Annotated in this window: 23 protein-coding genes; 22 read left to right on the forward strand and 1 reads right to left on the reverse strand. The window is 66.0% G+C overall.

Going from position 1 to position 24,647, the window contains the following annotated elements:
• The 19 genes from CF161_RS01815 to CF161_RS01905 all read left to right on the forward strand — a co-directional run.
• Positions 1 to 842 (forward strand): Rieske 2Fe-2S domain-containing protein (locus CF161_RS01815; RefSeq protein ID WP_020294837.1); only part of this gene is annotated, 842 nt, incomplete at its 5' end.
• 365 nt (positions 843 to 1,207) lie between these two features.
• Positions 1,208 to 2,044, forward strand: a complete 837-nt coding sequence (locus CF161_RS01820; RefSeq protein WP_052027189.1) for an ABC transporter ATP-binding protein — start codon at positions 1,208 to 1,210, stop codon at positions 2,042 to 2,044.
• Between the two features lie 39 nt (positions 2,045 to 2,083).
• Positions 2,084 to 3,085, forward strand: coding sequence for an ABC transporter substrate-binding protein (locus CF161_RS01825; RefSeq protein ID WP_020294839.1), 1,002 nt, complete (start codon positions 2,084 to 2,086; stop codon positions 3,083 to 3,085).
• A 29-nt stretch (positions 3,086 to 3,114) separates the two neighbouring features.
• The gene (locus CF161_RS01830) at positions 3,115 to 3,891 is read left to right on the forward strand and encodes an ABC transporter permease (RefSeq protein ID WP_020294840.1); all 777 of its coding nucleotides are present in this window, start codon (positions 3,115 to 3,117) and stop codon (positions 3,889 to 3,891) included.
• Positions 3,892 to 3,903: 12 nt separating this feature from the next.
• Positions 3,904 to 4,668, forward strand: a complete 765-nt coding sequence (locus CF161_RS01835; protein ID WP_020294841.1) for an SDR family oxidoreductase — start codon at positions 3,904 to 3,906, stop codon at positions 4,666 to 4,668.
• A 12-nt stretch (positions 4,669 to 4,680) separates the two neighbouring features.
• A complete protein-coding gene (locus CF161_RS01840) occupies positions 4,681 to 5,217 on the forward strand; it encodes a cupin domain-containing protein (RefSeq protein WP_020294842.1) in 537 nt (178 codons plus the stop codon).
• A gap of 4 nt (positions 5,218 to 5,221) precedes the next feature.
• On the forward strand, positions 5,222 to 6,100 hold the full coding sequence (locus CF161_RS01845) for an alpha/beta fold hydrolase (protein ID WP_020294843.1): 879 nt from the start codon (positions 5,222 to 5,224) through the stop codon (positions 6,098 to 6,100).
• Positions 6,097 to 6,930 carry an IclR family transcriptional regulator gene (locus tag CF161_RS01850; protein ID WP_020294844.1) on the forward strand — a complete coding sequence of 278 codons (834 nt, stop codon included), beginning with the start codon at positions 6,097 to 6,099 and terminating at the stop codon, positions 6,928 to 6,930. The genes CF161_RS01845 and CF161_RS01850 overlap by 4 nt, the downstream gene beginning before the upstream one ends.
• 1 nt (position 6,931) lies before the next feature.
• Positions 6,932 to 7,729 carry an SDR family oxidoreductase gene (locus CF161_RS01855; protein ID WP_020294845.1) on the forward strand — a complete coding sequence of 266 codons (798 nt, stop codon included), beginning with the start codon at positions 6,932 to 6,934 and terminating at the stop codon, positions 7,727 to 7,729.
• Positions 7,722 to 9,404, forward strand: a complete 1,683-nt coding sequence (locus CF161_RS01860; RefSeq protein ID WP_043228414.1) for a thiamine pyrophosphate-binding protein — start codon at positions 7,722 to 7,724, stop codon at positions 9,402 to 9,404. The genes CF161_RS01855 and CF161_RS01860 overlap by 8 nt, the downstream gene beginning before the upstream one ends.
• 10 nt (positions 9,405 to 9,414) lie before the next feature.
• Positions 9,415 to 10,218, forward strand: a complete 804-nt coding sequence (locus tag CF161_RS01865; RefSeq protein WP_020294847.1) for an aspartate dehydrogenase — start codon at positions 9,415 to 9,417, stop codon at positions 10,216 to 10,218.
• 121 nt (positions 10,219 to 10,339) lie between these two features.
• Positions 10,340 to 11,836, forward strand: a complete 1,497-nt coding sequence (locus CF161_RS01870; protein WP_020294848.1) for an aldehyde dehydrogenase — start codon at positions 10,340 to 10,342, stop codon at positions 11,834 to 11,836.
• Positions 11,833 to 12,798: a VOC family protein gene (locus tag CF161_RS01875; RefSeq protein WP_020294849.1), complete on the forward strand. Its 966-nt coding sequence runs from the start codon at positions 11,833 to 11,835 to the stop codon at positions 12,796 to 12,798. The genes CF161_RS01870 and CF161_RS01875 overlap by 4 nt, the downstream gene beginning before the upstream one ends.
• Before the next feature lie 27 nt (positions 12,799 to 12,825).
• Positions 12,826 to 13,053 (forward strand): recombinase-like helix-turn-helix domain-containing protein, encoded by a 228-nt coding sequence (locus CF161_RS01880; protein ID WP_020294850.1) that lies wholly within the window; start codon positions 12,826 to 12,828, stop codon positions 13,051 to 13,053.
• A 21-nt stretch (positions 13,054 to 13,074) separates the two neighbouring features.
• Positions 13,075 to 14,109 (forward strand): aromatic ring-hydroxylating dioxygenase subunit alpha, encoded by a 1,035-nt coding sequence (locus CF161_RS01885; protein WP_020294851.1) that lies wholly within the window; start codon positions 13,075 to 13,077, stop codon positions 14,107 to 14,109.
• Between the two features lie 59 nt (positions 14,110 to 14,168).
• The gene (locus CF161_RS01890) at positions 14,169 to 15,128 is read left to right on the forward strand and encodes a PDR/VanB family oxidoreductase (RefSeq protein ID WP_020294852.1); all 960 of its coding nucleotides are present in this window, start codon (positions 14,169 to 14,171) and stop codon (positions 15,126 to 15,128) included.
• A 312-nt stretch (positions 15,129 to 15,440) separates the two neighbouring features.
• The gene (locus tag CF161_RS01895; protein WP_020294853.1) at positions 15,441 to 16,670 is read left to right on the forward strand and encodes a hypothetical protein; all 1,230 of its coding nucleotides are present in this window, start codon (positions 15,441 to 15,443) and stop codon (positions 16,668 to 16,670) included.
• 358 nt (positions 16,671 to 17,028) lie between these two features.
• Positions 17,029 to 18,480: a sodium:alanine symporter family protein gene (locus CF161_RS01900; RefSeq protein WP_020294854.1), complete on the forward strand. Its 1,452-nt coding sequence runs from the start codon at positions 17,029 to 17,031 to the stop codon at positions 18,478 to 18,480.
• A 98-nt stretch (positions 18,481 to 18,578) separates the two neighbouring features.
• Entirely contained in the window at positions 18,579 to 19,580 is a 1,002-nt protein-coding gene (locus CF161_RS01905) for an asparaginase (protein ID WP_020294855.1), read from the forward strand.
• A gap of 72 nt (positions 19,581 to 19,652) precedes the next feature.
• Here the strand turns inward: CF161_RS01905 and CF161_RS01910 are convergent, their stop codons facing one another.
• A complete protein-coding gene (locus tag CF161_RS01910; protein ID WP_020294856.1) occupies positions 19,653 to 20,198 on the reverse strand; it encodes a hypothetical protein in 546 nt (181 codons plus the stop codon).
• A 194-nt stretch (positions 20,199 to 20,392) separates the two neighbouring features.
• Here CF161_RS01910 and CF161_RS01915 point away from each other — a divergent pair, with 194 nt between their 5' ends.
• The 3 genes from CF161_RS01915 to CF161_RS01925 all read left to right on the forward strand — a co-directional run bounded on the left by CF161_RS01915 (position 20,393) and on the right by CF161_RS01925 (position 24,640).
• Positions 20,393 to 21,385 (forward strand): AraC family transcriptional regulator, encoded by a 993-nt coding sequence (locus tag CF161_RS01915; RefSeq protein WP_020294857.1) that lies wholly within the window; start codon positions 20,393 to 20,395, stop codon positions 21,383 to 21,385.
• 154 nt (positions 21,386 to 21,539) lie between these two features.
• Positions 21,540 to 23,447, forward strand: a complete 1,908-nt coding sequence (locus CF161_RS01920; protein ID WP_020294858.1) for an ankyrin repeat domain-containing protein — start codon at positions 21,540 to 21,542, stop codon at positions 23,445 to 23,447.
• 161 nt (positions 23,448 to 23,608) lie between these two features.
• Positions 23,609 to 24,640, forward strand: coding sequence for a histone deacetylase family protein (locus CF161_RS01925; RefSeq protein WP_020294859.1), 1,032 nt, complete (start codon positions 23,609 to 23,611; stop codon positions 24,638 to 24,640).
• Positions 24,641 to 24,647 lie beyond the last annotated feature (7 nt).

A 24,647-nucleotide genomic window follows, 5' to 3' on the forward strand; every position in this document is an offset into this window, starting at 1 on the left:
TGCGCGACGGGCAGATCCAGTGCCCCTACCACGGCTGGCGCTTCGACCCCCAGGGCCGGTGCAGCCACCTGCCCGGCCAGGAACAGCAGCGTTGCAGCCAGCCCTTGCTGCAACCCTTGCACAGCTGCGAAGCCCAGGGGCTGGTGTGGGTCAGCCTGGCCAGCGAACGCCCGGCGGCGCCGCCAGTGGCCGCCGCCGAACAGTCCCAGGCGCTGGACGTGTTCTGGATCAGCGACCGGGTGCAGTGCAGCTTGCAGGACGCCGCGGAGAACTTTCTCGACGGTTTCCACACCCATTTCGTGCATGCCGGCTGGATTCGCCACGACCGCCAGCGCCAACAGATACGCACCTGGGTGCATCGTCTGGAAGACGGGATCGAAGCGCAATACAGCGAAGAAGGCACCCAGTCCGGGCTGATATCGCGGCTGCTCGAAGGCAATCGTGGCCTCAGCATGGGCCGCTTCCGCCTGCCAGGGCTGGCGGAAATCGAATACCGCGACCGCCAGGGCCGGCTCAATCTGCTGGTCAGCGCCTGGCTGAGCCCGGCCGCCGAGGGCGAACTGCGGCTGTTCGCGCGCATTGCCACGGCCCGCGGCCGCCTGCCGGGCTGGCTCAAGCACGGTGTGCTGCAGCCCTTGTTCAAGGTGATCCTGAAACAGGACCGGCAGATCCTGGAAAAGGTCAGCGCCAACCAGCAGCGCTTCGCCCAGGTGCCGCTGCGCTGGCAGCGGCAGACACCCCTGGACGGCACCCAGGACCTGCTCGGGCCGTGGATCCGGCAGTTGCTGGAACAGGGTGAGCTGCATGACTTCCAAGAGCGCCATGAAACCTTTTGGCTGTAAGCCGAGGCGCAGGACGATAGATTATCGCGGCGTTGCTCTTATATAAGCCGGCACTTGTCTGGCGCCTGCCACGTTTCATATATAAAACAAACTTGGGCGTTATCCCGGGTTTCCCGTTACCTGAAAAGCCTTCTTTCCTCGCAACTTCCCAAGCCATTTCGAGGCAGTGGGCAGTTTCGTGCCAAATAATAAACAACGTTTCATATGTAAAACACTCCAAATACAACTAATTAGTTATAAACATCTGATTAAGAAGGATTTTATAGCTTTAATCCGCACGAAAAACTCACTGGCATTGTTCCTGCACTCACCGACATATCACCTATAAAACAGACTTGAGAGTTATCCCAATGGCTGTGAAAGAGATGTATGCCACCGTGCCGCAATGCAATGCCCCTCTTCCTCAGGAAGAGTTGGCGCCGACTGAAATCGAATTTCGCCAGGTCGGTAAATGTTTTCCGAGCAAGGGCCAATCCAGCGCGCCGTTTGCCATTCGTGACGTAAGTTTCAAGATTCGCCGCGGCGAGGTGGTCTCGATCATCGGCCCTTCCGGCTGTGGCAAAAGCACCCTGCTCAACATGGGCTCAGGCCTCTACCTGCCCACCGAAGGCGAAGTGCTGGTGGGCGGCGAAACCGTGAAGGGGCCGGTACGCCGGGTTGCCTTCATGCTGCAAAAAGACCTGCTGATGCCCTGGCGCAGCATTCGTCGCAACGTCGAGCTGGGCCTGGAGATCCAGGGCGTGGACGCCTCCTCCCGGGCGAGCGTGGCCAATGAGTTGCTCGAACGATGCCACCTCAAGGGGTTCACCGAGCACTACCCGTTCCAGCTGTCCGGCGGCATGCGCCAACGCGCGGCCCTGGCCCGGACCCTGGCCATCGACCCCCAGGTGCTGTTTCTCGACGAGCCGTTCTCGGCCCTCGACGCCCAGACCAAGATGATCCTGCAACAGGACATGGCGCGGATGCTGGCCGACACCGGGAAGACCGCCCTGTTCATCACCCACGACCTGGTGGAAGCCATCGCCATGTCCGACCGGCTGCTGGTCATGAGCGCCCGCCCCGGGACCATCGTCGAAGAAATCAACGTCGATCTGCCGCTGCGGGACAACCCCCTGGAACGCCGCAAGCTGCCGCAAATCGGCCCGCTGGTGGGGCGCCTGATGGAGTTGCTGCAAGTCGGCCAGGACCTCGAACTGCATTGATCAATGCCCTCGCGGGCCTCAACCGATCCAGGAGTACCCATGCTCAAGTCGTTGTTTCAAAGACTCGGCCGGGCCGGCGCTGTCAGCCTCGGCCTGGCCCTGGCACAGGGCGCGCTGGCCGCGCCGGTGGACGTCACCTATCTGCTGCCGGCACCGCCCAACCTGCCAGCGTTCGCGCCCTGGATCATCGCCAAGGAAAAGGGCTACTACGCCGCGCACAACCTCAACCTGACCTTTATCGCCGCCAAGGGCGGGGTCGATGTGGCCAAGCAGATCGGCGCCGGTAACGCGCTGATGGGCGGCGCCATCGGCGATACCCCGATCGTGGTCCGGGCCAACAACATTCCGGTGCGCGCGGTGGCGGTGCTGGGCGCAGGCGGAGTGACCCTGATCGCCACCCCGCAAAGCGCCGGGATCAAGACCGTCGGCGACCTCAAGGGCAAGACCCTGACCGTGATGTCGTACTCGGACACCAGCTATTACGCGCTGCTCGCCTCCCTGCGCAAAGCCGGCCTGAGCAAAAACGACGTGGACATCCAGGCCGCCGGCCCGTCCGGGGTCTGGCAGCTGTTCTCCGCCGGCAAGGCCCAGGCCATGGCCGCCGTGCCGGACTGGGTGATCAGTGCCGAAGACGCCGGGGTCAAGGTCCAGCTGATTCCCCAGGAGCAGATCTTCGAGAGCATGGCCCAGGCGATCCTCGCCTCCGACGCGGTGATCCGTGACCAGCCGGAGCTGGTCCGGGGCGTGGTCCAGGCCACCCTGCAAGGCATGCGCGACATCATCCAGGACCCACGCGCCGCGGCCCGGACCTTCGCCAAGGCGGTGCCGTCCTACGCCGGCAAGGAAGACGTCCTGGAGCGGATCTTCACGCTCTATGTCGAGCACGTCTACGCCGGTCAGGAGGTGCTGGGGCGCATCGATCCCAAGCGCCTGGAGCAGGTGCGCCAGTTCTATGTCAGCGAAGGCATCGTCAGCCAGGAGCCCAAGCTCGACGACCTCTACACCAACCAGTTCATCGACAGCCCGGTGGCCGCGCAATGACGGCCGCCACCTGTGAGGTAAAACCCCGGATGAAAACCCTCAATCACTCCGTGCTCGGCAGCGCTGCGCTGTTGCTGGTGTTCCTGGCGCTCTGGCAGTGGGGCCCGGGGCTGCTGGGCATGCCCGAGTTCGTCATGCCCAAGCTCAGCCGCGTGGCCCAGGAAAGCCTGGTCATGTGGCAGGCCGGCAACCTCTGGCAGCACACCCTGGTCACCGCCCTGGAGATCATCGTCGGCTTCGCCCTCGGCGCCTTCCTGGGCCTGACCATCGGTGTGTCCCTGGGCCTCTCGCCCACCGCCGAAGCGGTGCTCTCGCCCTACATCCTGGCCTTGCAGATCGCACCCAAGGTGGCCTTCGCGCCGCTGTTCGTGATGTGGCTGGGCTACACCGTCTACCCGAAGATCCTGATCGCCATCCTGATCGTGTTCTTCCCGGTGATGATCAACGTGCTGTCGGCGATCCGCACCGTGGACCCGGACATGATCAACCTGGTGCGCACCATGAGCGCCAGCCGCTGGCAGATCTTCCGCCTGGTGGAGTTTCCCTCGGCCATGGCCGCGCTGTTCTCCGGCCTGCGCATCGCCTCGACCCTGGCGGTGATCGGGGTCACGGTCGGCGAACTGGTGGGGGGCAACCAGGGCCTGGGTTTCCTGCTGGTGGACGCCGAGGGCCAGGGCAACACCGCCGGGGTGTTCGTCGCCATCGTGATGCTGACCCTGATCGGGGTGATCGCCTACGGCGCCGTGGTCTGGGCGGAAAAGCGCGTCCTGCATTACCTGCCCAAAGCCATGCTGAGCACCCAATAAGGAGCCCCAACGATGAACCCTCACAGCGTTTTACTTAAAGGCCGCCGGGTGCTGGTCACCGGCGGCGCCCGAGGCCTGGGCTACGCGTTTGCCCGGGCCATCGGCCAGGCCGGTGCCCGAGTGGTCATCGCCGACGTGCTTGAAGAACGCGTGCAACAGGCCGCCGCCGAGTTGCAGGCCCTGGACCTGGACGTGCAGGCCGTGAGCCTCGACCTAGCCCAGCCGGCCTCCGTCGAGGCCTGCATCGGCGCCACCCTGGGCCTGCTCGGCGGCCTCGATGGCCTGGTGAACAACGCTTCGGTCACCAACTCCGGCGGCAAGGGCACCGAGGCGCTGAGCATCGACACCTGGGACCAGGTGATGCAGGTCAACGTGCGCGGCACCTGGCTGATGACCAACGCCTGCCTGCCGGCCCTGCGCGCCAGCGGCCACGGCGCCATCGTCAACCTGGCGTCCGACACACCGCTGTGGGGCGCGCCGAACCTGTTGGCCTACGTCGCCAGCAAGGGCGCGATCATCGCCATGACCCGCAGCCTGGCCCGCGAGCTGGGAAGCGACAACATCACGATCAACGCCATCGCCCCCGGCCTGGTGGAGGTCGAAGCCACCGCCTACGTGCCCGAGGCCCGCCACCGCCTGTACCACGACCAGCGCGCCCTGCAACGCCCGCAACTGCCCGAAGACGTCAGCGGCGCCGTGCTGTTCGCGCTGTCCGACCTTGCCCGTTTCATCACTGGACAAACCCTGCCGGTCAACGGCGGGTTCGTCATGCCCTGAATGGAGACTGTCATGACCGATCTATCCGCCCACGAAGAACGCAAAAGCTGGGAACGCCCTGCCGGGGCCAGCCTGGAAAGCTGGATGAACACCCGCATCGCCCGCTACCAGACCCGCCAGTACGACTGGAATGCGCTGAAGTTCCAGGCCGACTACGACCCGAAATTCCGCCGCGCGCAGATGCGCTACATCGGCACCGGCGGCACCGGGGTCGGCAGCGACAACAACACCATCCCGGCCGAGCACTTCACCTTTTCCACCATGGTCATTCCCGCGGGCCACGAAGGTCCGCCGCACCTGCATATCGACGTCGAGGAGGTGTTTTTCGTGCTGCGCGGCACGCTCAAGCTGGTGCTGGAAAAGGACGGCGAGCGCTTTGAAACCATCCTCACCGAGCGCGACGTGGTGTCCGTGCCGCCCGGGGTGTACCGCGAAGAGATCAACATCGGCGATGAAGACGCGCTGATGTGCGTGATGCTCGGCGCGAAAAAACCGATCACCCCGACCTATCCGCCAGAGCACCCTCTGGCCTCGATCAAGCGCGGGTAGGGCCATGCTGCCAGGCCTCTTTCAACCCGCATCGACCGCGGACCTGCAAGCCCAACTGGCGCGGGACTTTCCCCAGCGTCTGGTGCTGGCGAGCGGCGGCCGGCAAGCCCTGCTCGAATGTGGCGCGGGGCCGACGGTGGTGCTGCTGCACGGCATCGGTTCCGGGGCCGCGTCCTGGCTCCAGGTGGCGCAACAGCTGGCCTCCCGGGCCAGGGTCATCGCCTGGGACGCGCCCGGCTATGGCGATTCCAGCCCGCTGGAATCGCCCGCGCCCAAGGCCGAGCAGTACGCCGCTCGCCTGTTGCAGATGCTCGATACCCTGGGCGTCGAGGACTGCGTGCTGGTCGGGCATTCCCTCGGCGCGCTGCCGGCGCTGGCCTTGGCCCGCAGCACCCAGGCACAACGGGTGCGGCGCCTGCTGCTGATCAGCCCGGCCCGGGGGTATGGCGCGGCGCAATTCGCCGAACGGCGCCAACAGGTACGCCAGCAACGCCTGGACAACCTGGAACACCTGGATATCGCCGGCCTGGCTGAGCAACGCAGCGCCCACATGCTGTCCCCCGCTGCCGAGCCCCAGGCCCTGGCCTGGGTGCGCTGGAACATGGCGCGCCTCAACCCCGACGGGTATCGCCAGGCCATCGAGCTGTTGTGCGGCGACGACCTGCTGCGCCACGGCGCCCCCGACATGCCCTGCGACGTGCATTGCGGCGACGCCGACAGCATCACCCCGGCCGCCACCTGCCTGAGCCTGGCCCAGGCGCTGGGTGCCCGCTTCAGCCTGATCGCCGGTGCGGGCCACGCCAGCCCCATCGAACAACCGCGGGTGGTGGCAGGCCTCGTGGCCTGTGCCCTCCAAGAATCCCTGACAGGTAGCCCTCTATGAACGACTCCGATCTGCTGAAGGACACCCAGGACAAATACATCGTCCCGGGCCTGGAACGGGGGCTGTTGCTGCTGTGCGAGTTCAGCCGCAGCAACCGCACCCTCACCGCCCCGGAACTGGCCCGGCGCCTGGCCTTGCCGCGCTCGACCATCTTCCGCCTGCTGACCACCCTGGAAACCATGGGTTTCGTCACCCGCAGCGGCAACGAGTACCGCCTCGGCATGTCGGTGCTGCGCCTGGGCTTCGAGTACCTGGCGTCCCTGGAACTCACCGAACTGGGCCAGCCGCTGCTGGCGCGCCTGTGCGACCGCCTCAACTACCCGAGCAACCTGGTGGTGCGCGACGGCCGCTCGATCGTCTACGTGGCCAAGGTCTCGCCGCCGTCGGTGTTTTCCAGCGCGGTCACCGTGGGCACTCGCCTGCCGGCCCATGCCACGGTGCTCGGCCGCGTGCTGCTGGGGGACCAGTCCCTGGCCGAGCTGCGCGAGCTGTACCCGGAAGACCACCTGGAGCAGCACACCGAGAGCACGCCGAAAACCGTGCTGGAACTGTTCGACATGGCCCAGGCCGATCGCCTGCGGGGCTTTGTCAGCGGCGAAGGGTTCTTCGAGTCGAGCATTTCCACCCTGGCGGCGCCGGTGCGCGACCAGAGCGGCTGCATCGTCGCGGCCCTGGGGGTGACCATTCCCACCACCCAGGTCGGCCACATCAATTACACCGAACTGCTGTTGCAGGTACGCCGCAGCGCCGACGAACTGTCACGCCTGCTCGACTACACCAGCGCCGCCCACGAGCGGCAGCCGCGGGTCACCGCCCTGATGAGGGATTGAAATGAACCCCTTTCTACTGCAAGGCCGCACGGCCATCGTCACCGGCGGCTCTTCGGGCATCGGCCTGGCTTGCGTCGAGCAACTGTTGCAGGCCGGCGCCCAGGTGGCCTTTTGCGGCCGTGACTCTGGCCGCCTGGGGGCTGCCGAACGCAGCCTGCGCGAGCGTTACCCCGAGGCGCGGATGCTGGCCCTGGCCTGCGACGTGCTCGATGCCGACGCGATGCAGGCTTTCGCCAGCGCCAGCCAGAAGGCCCTGGGCCCGGCCAGCGTGCTGATCAACAACGCCGGGCAAGGCCGGGTGTCGACCTTTGCCGACACCAGCAACACGGCCTGGAGCGAGGAGCTGAACCTCAAGCTGTTCTCGGTGATCAACCCGGTGCACGCCTTCAAGCCCCAGCTCGACAGCCAGCCCGGGGCGGCGATTGTCTGCGTCAACTCGCTGCTGGCCAGCCAGCCGGAACCGCACATGGTGGCCACCTCCGCCGCCCGCGCCGGGGTGCTGAACCTGGTGCGCTCCCTGGCCACCGAGTTCGCCCCCGACGGCATTCGGGTCAACGGCATCCTCATTGGCCTGGTGGAGTCCGGGCAATGGCGCCGGCGCTTCGACGCCCGCGAGGAGCGCCACCTCGACTGGACGCAATGGACCGCCCAACTGGCCCAGCGCAAACAGATTCCCCTGGGACGCCTGGGCCTGCCGATCGAGGCAGCCCGCGCCATCCTGTTCCTGGCCTCGCCTCTTTCCGCTTACACCACGGGCAGCCATATCGATGTTTCCGGAGGCCTCTGCCGCCATGCGTAACGAACCAATGGTCACTGTCGGTGCCGTCATCACCGCGTTTCTCGAACAGTGCGACGTCAAGGCCGCCTTTGGCGTGATCTCGATCCACAACATGCCGATCCTCGATGCCTTCGCGGTACGCGGCAATATCCGCTTCGTCATGGCCCGGGGCGAGGCCGGGGCGGCCAACATGGCCGACGCCTATGCCCGGGCCAGCGGCGGCCTGGGGGTGTGCCTGACCTCCACCGGCACCGCCGCCGGCAACGCTGCCGGCGCTCTGGTCGAAGCGTTGACCGCCGGCACCCCGTTGCTGCACCTGACCGGGCAGATCGAAACCCCCTACCTCGACCAGGAGCTGGCCTACATCCACGAGGCCCGGGACCAGCTGAGCATGCTCAAGGCCGTGTCCAAGGCGGCGTTCCGCGTGCGCAGCGTAGAGACCGCCCTGAGCACCCTGAAGCTGGCGGTGCAGACCGCCCTGACCGCGCCCACCGGGCCGGTGAGCGTGGAGATTCCGATCGACATCCAGTCGACCCTGATCCCCATGCCCTGTGACCTGTCGCCCTTGCCGGTAGCCGTGGCGGTGCCCGCCGCCGAACTTCTGGACCAGTTGGCCGAACGCCTGGCGGAAAGCCAGCGCCCGATGCTCTGGCTGGGGGGCGGCGCGCGGCATGCCGGGCCTCAGGTCAAGCGCCTGCTGGAGCTGGGCCTCGGGGTGATCACCTCGACCCAGGGCCGAGGCGTGGTCAACGAGGACGATGAACGCTGCCTCGGCGCCTTTTCGCAGAACAAACAGGTCGAGCAGTTCCTGCAAAGCTGCGACGCCCTGCTGATCGCCGGCTCACGCCTGCGCAGCAACGAAACCTTCAAGTACAGCCTGAAGCTGCCGCGCAACACCCTGCGCATCGACACCAACCCGGCCATCGAGGGCCGCAGCTACGCCAGCGAGCTGTTTGTCTGTGGCGACGCGGCCCTGGCCCTGGAAGGCCTGGCCGACCGCCTGCGAGGACGCCTGCGCAGCAATCCGCAGTTTCTCGCCGAACTCAAAGCGGTGCGCACCGCCTCGCGCCTGCAACTGCTGGCGGACCTGGGGCCCTACTCGGCCATGGTCGAGCAGTTGCAGGACCACACCGGCCGCGACTTCACCTGGGTCCGCGATGTGACCCTGTCCAACAGCATCTGGGGCAACCGCCTGCTGACCCTGTGCCACCCGCGCTCGGGGATTCACGCCCTGGGCGGCGGCATCGGCCAGGGCCTGGCCATGGGCATCGGCGCAGCGGTGGCGGCGGCGGTCAACGCGCCCCAGCGCAAGGTCTTCGCCCTGGCCGGCGACGGCGGTTTCATCCTCAACCTCGGCGAGCTGGCGACCCTGGTCCAGGAGCAGGCCAACCTGGTGATCCTGCTGATGAACGACCAGCGCTACGGGGTTATCCGCAACATCCAGGACGCGATCTATGGCAGCCGCCATTGCTACGTCGACCTGCACACCCCGGACTACAGCAAGCTCGCTGAATCCCTCGGCCTGCGCCATGGGCTGGTCGCCGACCTCAAGGACTTCGGCGCTGTCGTCGACCGTGCACTGAGCCAGCCCGGCCCCTTCCTGCTGGAGGTCGACATGCTCAGCGTCGGCAACTTCGCCACCCAGTTTGCCGGTCCGCCCAACAGCGAAACCCAAGCCCAGAAGGCCAGCGCCTGAGGATTGCAGCATGTTGCATATCACCATGATCGGTTGCGGCGCGATTGGCGTCGGGGTACTCGAACTGCTGGAGAAGGCCCCCCAGCTGTGTGTGGACGCCGTCATCGTCTCCCCGGGTTCCGAAGCCCTGGTGCGCCAGCGCCTGGCCGGTTTCAAACAGCCGCCGCAGGTCCTCACGGCATTGCCGGCCGATGCCCGCCCGGACCTGCTGCTGGAATGTGCCGGCCACCGCGCGATTGCAGAACACGTGCTGCCAGCCCTGGAGCGCGGCATCGCCTGCCTGATCGTCTCGGTCGGCGCGCTCTCCGAAATCGGCCTGGTGCAGCGCCTGGAGGAGGCCGCCGCGCGCGGGCAGACCCGCATCCAGTTGCTGCCCGGGGCCATCGGCGGGATTGACGCGCTGTCGGCGGCCAAGGTCGGTGGGCTGGACTCGGTCGACTACACCGGACGCAAGCCGGCCGGTGCCTGGAAGAACACCCCCGGCGAACAGGCCTGCGACCTGGACAACCTCAGCAAAGCCACGGTGATCTTCCAGGGCAGCGCCCGCGAAGCGGCGCGGCTGTACCCGAAAAACGCCAACGTCACCGCCACCCTGTCACTGGCCGGGATCGGCCTGGACCGCACCCGGGTGACGCTGATCGCCGACCCCCACAGCGACGAAAACGTGCACCACTTCGAGGCCCGTGGCGCCTTCGGCGGCTTCGAGTTGAGCCTGCGCGGCAAACCGCTGCTGGCCAACCCCAAGACCTCGGCGCTGACCGTGTACAGCGTGGTGCGGGCGCTGGGCAACCACGCCCATGGGATTTCCATATGAATGGGCAGCGGCAAGCCTGGAGCGGCAAGCGCCAAGTCGAAGCAGACCGCGTCGCCGTGGCTTCTTCTTGCAGCTTGCCGCTTGCAACTGCCCGCTCTGCTCTTACCCCTGAGGTTTTTTTATGACGCTTGAACAGGCTTTACCGATTTGCATTGCCGGCGAGTGGCGCCTGGGGCGTGGCGAGCGCTACGCCAGCCGCTACCCGGCCACCGGCGAGGCCGTGGCCTGGCTCAATGCCGCCGACCTGCAGGACGTCGAAGACGCCATCCAGGGTGCGCACCAGGCGTTTCTGCACAGCGGCTGGGCCCAGCGCAAACCCCACGAGCGGGCCAGCGTGCTGTACCGCATTGCCGAACTGATCCGCCAGCACAGCGAAGAGCTGGCGCAGTTGCAGCGCCAGGACAACGGCAAGCCGATCAATGAAACCCGGGCCCTGGTGGCCAGCGCCGCCGGCACGTTTCAGTTCTTCGCCGCGGCCTGCGAAACCCTGGAAGAAACCATCACCCCGTCGCGCGGTGACTTTGTCAGCATGAGTGTGTACGAGCCGATGGGCGTGATCGCCGCGATCACCCCGTGGAACTCACCCATCGCCAGCGAGGCGCAGAAGGTCGCGCCGGCCCTGGCGGCGGGTAACGCGGTGGTGATCAAGCCGGCGGAAATCACCCCGCTGCTGGCGCTGCAACTGGCGCGTTTGTGTGAAGCGGCCGGGCTGCCCAAGGGCCTGATCAGCGTGCTGCCCGGCAAGGGCTCGCTGCTGGGCGACGCCCTGACCCGGCATCCGCTGGTGAGAAGGGTGTCCTTCACCGGCGGCACCCGCACCGGCAAGCACATCGCCCATATCGCCGCCGACAAGATGATGCCGGTGTCCCTGGAGCTGGGGGGCAAGTCGCCAACCATCGTCCTCGACGACGCCGACCTCGACCACGCCGTGGCCGGGGTGCTGTACGGCATTTTCAGTTCCTCGGGCGAGGCGTGCATTGCCGGCTCGCGGCTGTTCGTCGCCCGCGCCCTGTACCAGCCGTTCATGCAGCGCCTGGTGGCGGCGGCGGCAAACCTGCGGGTGGGCGACCCGGCCGACGACAGCACCCAGATGGGCCCGCTGATCAGCGCCGAGCACCGCGCTTCGGTGGAGCGTTATGTGGCCCTGGGCCTTGCCGAAGGCGGGCGCCTGCTCCTCGGCGGGCAACGCCCGAGCGGCGGCCTCTACGACCAGGGTTATTACTACCCGCCAACCATTCTCGAAGGCCTCGGCAACCACCAGCAGGTGTGCCAGGAAGAGATCTTCGGCCCGGTGCTGGTGGCCCTGCCGTTCGATGATGAAGCGCAGTTGCTGGAACAGGCCAACGACAGCCTGTACGCCCTCGCGGCCGGGATCTGGAGCCGCGACTACAAGCGCGCCTGGGCCCTGGGCCGCAAGCTTCAGGCCGGCACGGTGTGGATCAACACCTACAAGCAGTTCTCGATTGCCACGCCCTTCGGCGGCTGGCGCGACAGCGGCCTGGGCCGGGAAAAAGGCCGCCTGGGCATCCTGCAGTACATGGAACAGAAGAGCCTCTACTGGGGCATGAACCAACAGCCACTGGCCTGGGCCGGTGTGCCACGAGAGGTAGCGCTATGAGTGTTCTAGGCATTGATGAAGTCACCTATGGCGTCGAAGACCTCGACACCTGCGTGCGGTTTTTCAGCGATTGGGGCCTCAGGCAAGTCAGCACCCAGCCTGACGAGGTGATCTTCGAGACCCTCAACGGCTGCCGTGTGGTACTCGCCGACCTGAACAAGCCGGGCCTGCCACCCGCCATCGAAACCGGCTCTACCGTACGCGAGGTGGTCTGGGGCGTGGAAAACGCCGCCGACCTGGCGCGGTACAGCACGCGCCTGGCCAATGACCCGGGGTTTGTCGAAGGCAACGGGCGCATTGGTTGCACCGACCCCAACGGCCTGGCGATCCGCTTGCAGGTGACCCGCAAGCGCCCCCTGGACATCGAGTGCAGCGGCCACAACACCTGGCAGACCAAGGGCCGGATCAACAAGCCAGCACCGATCTACGAACGCGCGACGCCGATTGAAGTCGGCCACGTGGTGTTTTTCGTCAAGGACGTGAACGCCTGCGAAGCCTTCTACCAGCAACGTTTCGACTTCCAGGCCTCGGACCGCTACCCGGATCGCGGTTCCTTTTTGCGCAGCGCCGAGGAAGGCGGCCACCACGACCTGTTCATGCTGCAACTGCCGGCGCCTCGGGCCGGGCTCAACCACGTGGCCTTCACCGTGCGCGACGTGCACGAGGTGTTTGGCGGCGGCATGCATATTTCCCGTAGCGGCTGGGACACCGAGATCGGCCCGGGCCGGCACCCGGTGTCATCGGCCTTCTTCTGGTACTTCAAGAACCCCGCCGGGGCCCTGGTGGAGTACTACGCCGACGAAGACCAACTGACCGCCGAGTGGCAGCCCCGCAACTTCGAGCCCGGGCCCACGGTGTTCGCCGAATGGGCGATTGCCGGGGGCATCGACGGCCACACCCGGCGCCAGCAGCACGTCGAGGCGCCCCAGGGCAAATTCCTCACCGACAAACCCAAGGCCTGAGCCGCCGCCGCAAAGGAGATCCATGACATGACCGCCCGTGCCCCCTACCTGGAGCCGCATCAGGCTCGCAAACGTCCCGCTACCCCCTTCGAGGATCTGCTGGGTGACGCCATCGAACGCGCCTTCGGCAATGGCGTCAGCGAACTGTCGGAGCTGCTGGCACACCTTGACCGTGCAGGCCCGCCCTGCCCGCTGACCGCCGGTGAGTGGACCCCGGATGCCTACCAAACCCTCATGGCCCGGCTGGGCGAATGACCCGCTGAAGGACAATAAGAAATGAACCTGCAACTGACCGCCGATCCTGCTGAGCAACACCTGGCCAACGGCCTGAAAGACCTGTGGTTCCCGGTGCTGCCGTCGGACCAACTGGGTGACAAACCGCTTTCCCTGCGCCGCCTGGGCTACAAGATCGCCCTGTGGCGCGACAACGATGGCCAGGTCCACGCCCTCGAAGACCACTGCCCGCACCGCGGCGCGCCGCTGTCCCAGGGCCCGGTGCTGGGCAATCGCCTGCAATGCCCCTATCACGGCATCGAAGTGCGCTGCGACGGCACCGTGCTCAAGGTGCCCGGCAGCCCCGGCTGCAAGCTTGAAGGCAGCCGGCCGACACGCATGTTCCACACCCGCGAAGCGGCCGGGGCGATCTTTGTGTTCAATGCCAGCGACCCGCACCCGGACCAGGTGCCGGAACTGGTGCTGCCGGAGCAACTGAGCAACCCCGAGTGGAGCCATTTCCTCTGCTACACCGAGTGGCAGGGCGACTACCGCTACGTGATCGACAATGTCATGGACCCGATGCACGGCACCTACCTGCACAAGATGTCCCACTCCATGAGCGAAGGCGAAGCCACAGCCAAGTTCGTCACCCGCGACACCGAGCAGGGCTTCTTCTTCGAGAAGGAAGGCCAGCGCGGCGTCAACTTCGACTGGACCGAGTTCCTCGACAACGGCTGCCACTGGCTGCGCCTGGAGATCCCCTACCCGAAAACCGGCGGCCCGGGGGGCAACTTCACCATCATCGGCAGCTACACCCCCAGCAGTCGCTCGCTGGCGGCGGTGTTCCACTGGCGTTGCCGGCCACTGACCGGCTGGCAGCGCGACACCTGGCGCTTCCTCTACAAGAACCGCCTGGAAGCGCGGCACTGGGCCGTACTGGAGCAGGACCGGGTGCTGCTGGAGTTCATGGAGCCCGACGCCAACCAGCGCGAAAACCTCTACCAGCACGACCTGGGCGTGGTGCGCCTGCGGCGTTACCTGAAGAACGCCGCCAAGGCCCAGCTGGAACTTATCGACGCCAAGCAACTGGCCTGAACCTGACCGGCGGGGATCAGGCCCGAGCCCCGCCGGCGCTGTCTTGAACGAGGTGAATGATGTGCAAATCCCCGCTCCTCACCGCTCGCGTGCAAAGCCTGCACTATGAAGCCGAGGGCATCATCAGCGTCGAACTGCGACCGTTGGGCGACCTGCAGTTCCCGGCCTTCGAGGCCGGCGCCCACATCGACCTGCACCTGGCCAACGGCCTGGTGCGCAGCTACTCGCTGCTCAATGCGCCCGGCGACCCGGGGCATTACCGGGTCGGCATCCTGCGCGATCGCGCCAGCCGCGGCGGCTCGGAGTACATCCACAGCCAACTGCGGGTGGGCATGGCGTTGTCGATCTCGGCGCCGCGCAACAACTTCGCCCTCGACCTGAGTGCCGAGCACAGCGTGCTGGTGGCCGGCGGCATCGGCATCACGCCGATCTACTGCATGTTCCGCCAACTGCTGGCCCTGGGAAAATCTGCCGAGCTGATCTACTGCGCCCGCTCGCGCCAGGAAGCGGCGCTGGTGGCGGCCATCGACGGGCTCGGGGCCCAGGTCCGCTACCACTTCAACGACGAACAGGGCCTGCCGCCGGACCTCGGCAACTACCTCACCGGCTACCCCGGCGACACCCACTTCTACTGCTGCGGCCCGACGCCGATGCTCGATGCCTTTGAGCACACCTGCGAACGCCTGGGCTATGCCCACGGGCATGTCGAGCGCTTCAGCGCCAGCACGATCGCCCCCAGCCAGGACGCCCAGAGCCACTACAGCGTGGAGCTGAAAAAGTCCGGGCGGACACTGACGGTTGACCCCGATCTGAGCCTGCTGCAAGTGCTGCTGGACGCCGGTTGCGACATCGACCACAGCTGCCGCGAAGGGGTGTGCGGGTCCTGCGAGACGCGGGTCCTGGAAGGCGAGATCGACCACCGCGACGGGGTCCTGAGCAAAGCCGAACGCGCGGCCAACCGCTCGATGATGGTCTGCGTCTCCGGCTGCAAGAGCCCGCGCCTGGTGCTGGATCTGTAGCCCGAACGGGCGCAGGCAACATGGCCGGTCCCTGGGATCGGCCTTTTTGTGTGCGGCCACTTCACCCCTCGCGCCGGCATCGGGTTCACCCACAAAACAGCGCGCCCGGGCAACGCCCACAAGGTGCAATAACGACGCAGCGGGCACGGCCTCCTGTTACCGCTGGAGGCCGGCGTTCCAAGGGCGGCACAGCAGGCCCTTGTTTCCCATATAAACCATTGATTTAAAACACGATTTCATCGATTAAACACTCACACAGAATGGCATAGTTTCTGCTCTGCCCCCTCCTCCATTGATAAGGAGGAGAGCAAGATGAAACCTTATGCCCTGGGCGCCGCCCTGATCGTGATCAGTTGCAGCAGTTTCGCCGTCGAGCCGGTGCCTTCCGAACCGGTACGCGCCAATGCCGCCAACAAGCCCTTCCCGCATGTTTCCTGGCGCGGCGCCGACGGCGACAGCAGCCTGGACATCGGCGGCGCCCTGCGCCTGAACTACCGCGACGAGCATTGGCAGACCACGGAAAACAACGGCCGGCTGCTGTTCGACACCTTCCGTCTGGACGTCCAGGCCCGCTACCAGAACCTCTACAGCGACCTGGGCTACTGGTTCCAGGACGACGGCAAGCGCTCCATCGACCGTGGTTTTGTCGGCTACCGGCTGAGCCCCGAGGCCAACGTGCAACTGGGGGCGCCGTTCAAGCCTTTCGGCCTGGAGCCGTACCCGCAATTTGGCTGGAGCTACCACATCCCGTTCTTTCTCGGTTACGGCTCCAGCGCCGGCAGCGGCTTGAAGTACAGCCACAAGGACGCCGACTGGGATGTGCAACTGGCCTACTTCCCACGGATGCTGCCCAGCGGCATCCGCTACTCGCCGGAAGTCGGGCGCTACGCCGACCTCAAGGACAACGCCATCGCCGCCGTGCAGTCGCGCCAGAACAATGAAAAGCGCAACCAATTCAACGCCCGGGTGGCCCGGACCTTCAGCGTTGACGACTGGAAAGCCGAGGTCGGCGCCTCCCTGGCCACGGCCCGGCTGTACAACGCCAGCACCCGGGACAACGGCGACTATTGGGCCGCCGGGCTGCACACCGTGATCAGCAACGGCCCCTGGGCCCTGACCAGCCAGGCCATCCGCTACCAGTTCGACCCGCAGAACCCCACCGGCATGAGCAAGGACTCGGTGCTGATGGGTGGCAACGGCCTGACCCCGGCCTATCTGATCGCCTCCAGGGCCAGCGTGGCGTCGCTCAACCTGGGGTACGACCTCTACACCCCAGGGCTGGGCCAGTTGAAGAAGATCAAGCTGTACAACGACTACAGCCGCATGCGCAAAGACAAGAAGGACTGGGACGACTCGCAGATGTACACCGTTGGCGCGCAGTTCCTGGCGATGCCGGTGATGGCCTGGCTGGACCTGACCTGGGCCCGCAACGCCAACCCCTACGGCGGCGCGGAGAACGGCAGCGGCTTCACCAGCACCACCTCCAGCGGCAGCAACCAGTGGTATTACCGGACCAACCTCAACATCGGTTACTACTTCTGATCCCGACTCCCATGGTTGGCAGGAGAGTGCGCAGGCCCCTTGGGGGCCGTGTCCGTGGGGCTTTGCGGGGTGTGACAAGAACCGATTCAGCCCCCCGCCCCGCCTGCCGTTCCTCGGCTCGACGCGCTATATGCAGACGGCAAGCCCGCGCACCGGTATAGTGCGCCCCCTCTTCACGTGGACAGCCGTCGGTAACGAGGCTCAAACCCACGGGAAACCCGAACTAATAACAACCCGCGAATAGAGAACCGGGACGAACACTCGCCCCACCGCCTTGCCGTGCGTGCACTCAGCGGTGTAACAGAATGTTTCCGTCCGCTCTGCTTTTGCCTACACAAAAAACAGCGAGGAATACTCCATGCTCGAAGTCATCAACGACTTCCTCTCAGGGAAAGTACTGATCGTGCTCATTGTCGGGCTCGGTAGCTACTTCACGATCCGCTCGCGATTCGTTCAATTGCGCCACTTTTTCCACATGTTCGCGGTGTTTCGCGACAGCCTGAAAAGCAGCGCCGGCCAACTCAGCTCGTTCCAGGCGCTGATGCTCAGCCTCGCCGGCCGTGTCGGCGCAGGCAATATCGCCGGGGTCGGCATCGCCGTGACCCTGGGTGGCCCCGGTGCCGTGTTCTGGATGTGGGTGACCGCGCTGGTCGGCATGTCCAGCAGCTTCTTCGAGTGCTCCCTCGGCCAGCTCTACAAGCGCTGCGACGCTGAAGGCCAGTACCGTGGCGGCCCGGCCTATTACATCCAGCATGGCCTGCAGAAGCGCTGGCTGGGCATGATCATGGCCTTCCTGCTGCTGGTGACCTTCGGTTTCGCCTTCAACGGCTTGCAAGCCCACGCCGTGACCCACTCGCTCCAGGACGCCTTCAATTTCGACACCACCTACTCCGGCCTGGCCCTGGCCGCGCTGCTGGGCCTGGTGTTCGTCGGGGGCATCAAGCGCATCGCCAAGGTCGCCGACCTGCTGGTGCCGGTGAAAACCCTGGCCTACATCGGCGTGACCCTGTACGTGATCGTGCTGCAGATCGACCACGTGCCCGGGATGCTGATGACCATCGTCAAAAGCGCCTTCGGCCTGGATCAGGCGTTCGGCGGCCTGATCGGCAGCGCCATCATCATGGGCGTGAAACGCGGCGTATTCGCCAACGAAGCCGGCCTGGGCAGTGCGCCTAACGTGGCCGCCGTGGCCTCGGTCGAACACCCGGTGGCGCAAGGCGTGGTCCAGGCGTTCAGCGTATTCCTCGACACCTTCATCATCTGCACCTGCACCGCGCTGCTGATCCTGCTGTCGGGTTTCTACACCCCGGGCTTCGAAGGTGACGGCATCGCCCTGACCCAGAACTCCCTGGCCGCGGTCGTCGGCGAATGGGGCCGGGTCTTCATCTCGGTGGCCCTGTCGTTGTTCGTGTTCACCTCGATCCTCTACAACTACTACCTGGGCGAGAGCAACCTGCGCTTTCTGCTCGGCGAGAACCGCGACGCGCTGATCGCCTACCGGGTGCTGGTGCTGGTGCTGATCTTCTGGGGCGCGATCGAGAACCTGGGCACGGTGTTCGCCTTTGCCGACATCACCATGACCCTGCTCGCGTTCGTCAACCTGATCGCGCTGTTCCTGCTGTTCAAGATCGCCCTGCGCGTGCTGCGCGACTACGACGACCAGCGCGCCGCCGGGATCAAGACCCCGGTGTTCGACTCCAGCAAGTTCCCTGACCTGGATCTGGACCTGAAAGCCTGGCCGGCCAACCCGCCAGCCGCGCCTGCCGCGCCACAGACCCAGGCTGAAGGCGTGCCCGCAGCGCAACGCTGATCGGCCAGTAACCGGGCGCACCCCCTGCGCCCGGCGTGACACAGCGCGTGGCCGGCGTCATGCTCGGCCACCGCTGTCATCGTCCTCGGAGACCCTCCATGAATGCCCCGACCTATCCTGCCGCCCAGCACGTCATGGTGCTTTACACCGGTGGCACCATCGGCATGCAGGCCAGCGCCAACGGCCTGGCGCCGGCTGCCGGATTCGAAGCGCGGATGCGCGACTACCTCAACAGCCAGCCGACACTGACCGTACCAGCCTGGCGCTTTCGCGAGATGGCGCCGCTGATCGACAGCGCCAACATGACCCCCGCCTACTGGCAGAACCTGCGTGAAGCGGTGGTCGATGCCATCGACCAGGGCTGCGACAGCGTGCTGATCCTGCATGGCACCGACACCCTGGCCTACAGCGCCGCCGCCATGAGTTTCCAGTTGCTGGGCCTGCGCGCACCGGTGGTGTTTACCGGCTCGATGCTGCCGGCCGGCGTGCCCGACAGCGATGCCTGGGAAAACCTCGGCGATTCACTGGTCGCCCTGGGCCAGGGCCTGGCCCCGGGGGTGCACCTGTACTTCCACGGCGAGCTGCTGGCGCCGACCCGTTGCGCGAAAATCCGCAGCTTCGGCCGCCACCCGTTCGCCGCACTCAAGCGCCAGGGCGGCGCGGCCAGGGCCCAGACGCTGCCGGCACAACTCGACTATCGCCAGGCCCGGCAACTGGCCAAGGTCGGCGTGCTGCCGCTGTTCCCCGGCATCGGTGCCGAGCTGCTGGACGGTGTGCTCGCCAGCGGTATCCAGGCCCTGGTGCTCGAATGCTTTGGCAGCGGCACCGGGCCGAGCGACAACCCGCAGTTCCTGGCCAGCCTGCAACGGGCGCATGAGCAAGGGATTGTGCTGGTGGCGATCACCCAGTGCCATGAAGGCGGGGTCGAGCTGGATGTCTACGAAGCCGGCAGCCGCCTGCGGGGCGTGGGCGTGCTGTCCGGTGGCGGCATGACCCGGGAAGCGGCGTTCGGCAAGCTCAATGCGCTGCTCGGCGCCGGCCTGGACAGCGCCGAAGTGCGGCGCCTGGTCGAGCTCGACCTGTGTGGCGAGTTGAGCTGAAGCCCGCGCCAAAGAGCCGGTGGCTACTGCGGTAGCCGCCGGCTCTGGCACGAATAAAGGGCGGGTGTCAGGTTACTTTTTGACCGGGTAATCCTGGCCCCAGACCCTTACCGAGGTCGACTGCTCGATCGGTCCTTCAAACACGAACTTCTGCCGCACCGCCGCCTTGGGCGGGATGGTGACGTCGTCCGGATTGTCGAGGCTGGCGGTCAGGCCGTTGGCATAACCTTCCTGGTCGATGGCCAGCAAGGCCCCGGTCTGCTTGAGGTTGATCAGCCGCAACTGGCTGTCGCTGCTGTTCTTGAAACCCAGGGTGACGTTGAAGCTGTCGCCGCTGGCTTCGGTCTTCAAGACCTGGACATCGACACGGCCTTTCATTTGTTCACGGGAAGAAATGATCGAGGCACCGTCGACGCCCTGCGCCGACTGGCGACCGTCGAGCACGCCTTCGCTGACGCCGCCCAGCAGGTTCTTGCCCGCCGAAATGGCCGACGAGACCGCAGACTTGGCGGAATCCTTGAGGGTGCTCTCACTGGCCGGCTCGCCTTCGGCCAGGCACAGCGAACTGAGCAGCAGGCTGGAAACCAGGAGCAGGGAACGCGCGGGAATGGGGGTCATACATAGTCCTTTATCGGGGTTGCAACACCGCCACCGAGGGGTGAATGGCAGGCAGGTTGCACCAATCAAAGCGCCAAGTCACTAGCCACACGCGCCCCAAAACGCCGCACGCGGCATGCCGGCAAACCGCAGGTTTTGCCACGGGCGGCATGCAACTTGCTCGGCTTAGCGGTTCATCATGGCTGGAGACGAGCATGTTGCACTCTCACCTCACGACCCTGAACGCGGTGTCATTGATCCTCAATGCCTTCAAGGACCAGGGTTTGTCCAGCGACGCCCTGCTTGCCGGCAGCGGCATCAGCCCCGCCGACCTGAGCCGGGCCGACACCCGCATCACCACCAATCAGGAGATGCTGGTCTGCGCCAACGCCGTCGCGCTGCGCCGCGATATCGGCCTGGAACTGGGCCGGCGCATGCATGTTTCGTCCTACGGCATGCTCGGCTATGCCCTGCTCACCAGTGCCACCTTCGGTGACGCTTTGCGCCTGGCGCTGCGTTATCCGGCGCTGCTGGGAACACTTTTCGAACTGAGCCTGGAGCAGGACGGCGAGCGCGTCTGGTTCGCCGCCAGCGATTACCGGGAAAACCCGGCGATGGCCGTGTTCAATATCGAGTTCTGCCTGGTGTCGCTCAAAGTCATCTGCGACGACTTGCTGGGGCAACCGCTGCCGCTGCTGGGGGCGCGCTTCGAATACCCGGCCCCCGACTATCAGGCGCGCTACAGCGAACGCTTCGAATGCCCGCTGCAATTTGCCGCCACGACCAACGCCTTTGCCTTCGACCGACGCTGGCTCGACCAGCCGCTGCCACTGGCCGACGCCATCACCCACCAGGCCATGGCCGAGCGCTGCCGCAAACAGAACCTGGAGTTCACCGGGCGCCAGGCCTGGCTCGGGCGTATCCGCCAGTTGCTTACGGCGCAGCTCGACGCCGCCCCGGGGCTTGAGGGCCTGGCGGAACAGATGAACTGCTCGGCGCGAACCCTGCGTCGCCACCTCAAGGACCTCGGTTGCAGCTATCAGGAATTGCTCGACGAGCTGCGTTTCGAACGTGCCAAACAGATGCTCTGCGAAGACCAGGTGCCGATCTACCGGATTGCCGAGGCCCTGGGCTTCAGCGAAACCGCGAGCTTTCGCCATGCCTTTATCCGCTGGAGCGGCGTGGCGCCCAGCCAGTTCCGGCCCTGAGCACCTGCTCACGACCTGGCGAGCACCCCCCAGCCCTGTTCAACGCGCCATGGCCAGGGGCAGCGGGTCGGCAACAGGTGCTGCGAGAAAGCCCGGCATAAATGCGTTGCTTGCATTACATTGCCGCCTTTCGAGACCGCCAAGGACTGCACCTTTGAAACACTCCACTGGCCCGCGTCGCCTGCACGCGGCATTGATCGCCCTGCTGTGCCTGGGCGCTGCGTCCACCGTTCAGGCCTTCGACCTCGACCTGGGCCAGATCAAGTGGTCGCAACTGCAACGCGACATGCAGCTCGACGCCCCTGAAAGCGCCACCCTGCAAATCAAGGCCTTCCCCGTACCCGGCCAGGCGCAGGCGCCAGCGCGGGTGGTGCTCAGCCAGTACCGCGGGCTGTTCTACCTCAACGCCTATGCCGATCCCAAGTACCAGCAGCGGGTCTATAAATCGCCGGCCCTGCAGCTGTTCACCGCCCAGGAACTGCGCGATTGCGTGGCGCAAAACGAGCCGATCCCGGTCGCCGACAACTGGCCGGTGAGCAATGACCTGGAGCCCGGGCTGAGCCTGACCCAGCTCAGCTTCAACTGCCGCAACAGCGACTGGCAGCTCAGCAGCCGCTATCTGTTGATCGACATCCGTGATCCGCAGCAACCGCTGCTGGCCTTCAGCCGTCGCAAAGACCTGTCGCAGATGGACTTCACCCCGCTGCAAGCGATCGACGCCGAGGTGCAGGAGCAGTGGCTGCAAGCCTTGCAGCGCTTCCCAAGGTGGTTTCAGCCCTTCAGCGGCGGCGCCGGCAAACTGACGATCAACCCTTACCCGTCCGCCCCGGCGGCAGACCGCGTGTGGGATGAGTTCCGCCAGTTGCACGGCCAGCTGCGCAGCGCCAAGGACAAAGGGCCGGGCATCGCCCGGGTCGAAGAATTTTTCGCCAGCCATGACTTTCGCACCCTCGCCCCCGGGGAAAGTACCTACCCCGGGCTGCTCAACGACATCGCCTACTGGGCCAGCGAAGCCGGCCAGCTGCAAACCGCACGTCCGTGGCTGGCCGAAGTACTGCGCCGCGACCCGGCGCGGGTGCCGAGCTACCTCAACCTGGCGGACCTGGACTGGGCGCTGTTTGAACAGCAACCCTTGAATAACGGGCACCAGGGTCGGGCCGTGGAACGCTATCGGGTGTACTGCGGCCTGCGCCTGCAACGCCAACAAAGCGTGCCGGCCCGCGTGCTGCAACGCCTCGATGTGAAGGTCGCCACCCCCCAGGCGTGCCAGGGGTTCTGGCCTCTGGTCAGCGCCGTGGATGCCGGCGATGCCGCCGAGGTCAAGCGCCTGCTGGAGCAAGGGATCAGCGGCGAAGTCATGGCTGACGACGGGCGCAGCGCCTTGCTGCACGCCCTGGACGCGCCGAACCTGGACATCGCCCGCCAGCTGCTGGCCCATGGCGCCCACACCCGCGGCCTCTACAACGGCAGCACCCTGGCCCTGCTGGCCATGCGCAACGATCTGAGGGACAGCCCGGACCTGAACCAGGCCCGGCGCCTGAAGTTCCTGCTCGACGCCGGGGTCGCCATCGACGAACAAGGCAGCCGGGGCGCCACGCCGTTGCTGGAAATGGCCCGCAGCCGTCGGGATATCGAGGGTTTCACCTGGCTGCTGCAGCACCCGCAGAACCTCGACCTGCGCACCCCGGACGAAGGCGAAACCGCGCTCTGGCGCGCGCTCAACGGCAACAACTACGCCGCTGCCCGGCAACTGATCGCGGCCGGCGCCAACCTCGACCTGAGCTACGGGCGCGGCACCTGCCATAACCAGCCGATCGGCAAGAGCCTGCTGATAAGGGTCGCCGAGCAGACCGCCGCCGACAGCAAGGAGCCTGCGGTCAGCGTGCAGGACAGCCTGGCCATGTTCACCCTGCTGCTGGAGCACGGCGCCAACCCCAACGTCGGCCAATACTGCGAAAAGACAGGTTATGCGCTATTGCTGGACACCCTGGCCCGGCAAAAACGCCAGGACATGCTCCAGGTCCTGCAACGCCTGAGCCCGGCCCCCGCCAGCAAAAGCTGAAGCCGCGCGCCCCGCAATGGGGCGCAACGCCTCGTTAAGGGGCGAAATTCGGACAAAGACTTTGGCCATATCGATCCCTTTTTGGCCGCTACCGACGTTCTCCGAAAGCCCCGGCGCCGCAAGACTGTGGAACACCGAATCAGCCTGCGGAGAACAAGAAAATGCTGACGATCTACTCGGATGACCACCACCTGCACCACGGCCGCTGCGAACTCATCGACGGCCGCCTGATGCCCTGCTTTGAAATGCCGTCCCGCGCCGACCACGTCCTGGCGCGCGTGCAGTACCGCAACCTGGGCCCGGTCGAGGCCCCCAAGGACTTTGGCCTGGCGCCCATCGAACGCATCCACAGCCGCGCCTACCTGGACTTTTTCAAGGGCGCCTGGGAACGCTGGGCCGCCACCGGCACCGACGGCGACCTGCTGCCCTACACCTGGCCCGCGCGCACCCTGCGCAGCGTGATCCCCACCAGCCTGCACGGCCAACTGGGCTACTACAGCTTTGACGGCGGCGCACCGATCACCGCCGGCACCTGGCAAGCCGCGTACAGCGCGGCCCAGGTGGCACTGACGGCCCAGGCGGTGATCCAGCGGGGTGCGCGCAGTGCCTTCGCCCTGTGCCGGCCGCCGGGACATCACGCCGCCAGCGACCTGATGGGCGGCTACTGCTACCTGAACAACGCCGCCATCGCCGCCCAGGCCTTCCTCGATCAAGGCCACAAAAAAGTCGCGATACTCGACGTCGACTACCACCACGGCAACGGTACGCAGTCGATCTTCTACGCCCGCAACGACGTGCTGTTCACCTCGATCCACGGCCACCCGGAAGCCGAGTTTCCGTTTTTCCTGGGCTACGACGACGAACTGGGCGAAGGCCCGGGCGAAGGCTGCAACTTCAACTACCCTCTGCCGGCGGGCAGCGGCTGGGACAGCTGGAGCGCGGCGCTGGAACAGGCCTGTGGGGAAATCACCCGCTACGGCGCCGACATCGTGGTGGTGTCGTTGGGCGTGGACACCTTCAAGGATGATCCGATCTCGCAGTTCAAGCTCGACAGCCCGGACTACCTGAGCATGGGCCAGCGCATCGCCGCCCTGGGCAAGCCGACGCTGTTCGTGATGGAAGGCGGTTATGCGGTGGAAGAAATCGGCATCAACGCCGTCAACGTTCTCGAAGGTTTTCAAAGCGCCCAGTGAGGGATCC

The sequence above is a fragment of the Pseudomonas sp. CF161 genome, from assembly GCF_000416215.1.
Taxonomy (GTDB): domain Bacteria; phylum Pseudomonadota; class Gammaproteobacteria; order Pseudomonadales; family Pseudomonadaceae; genus Aquipseudomonas.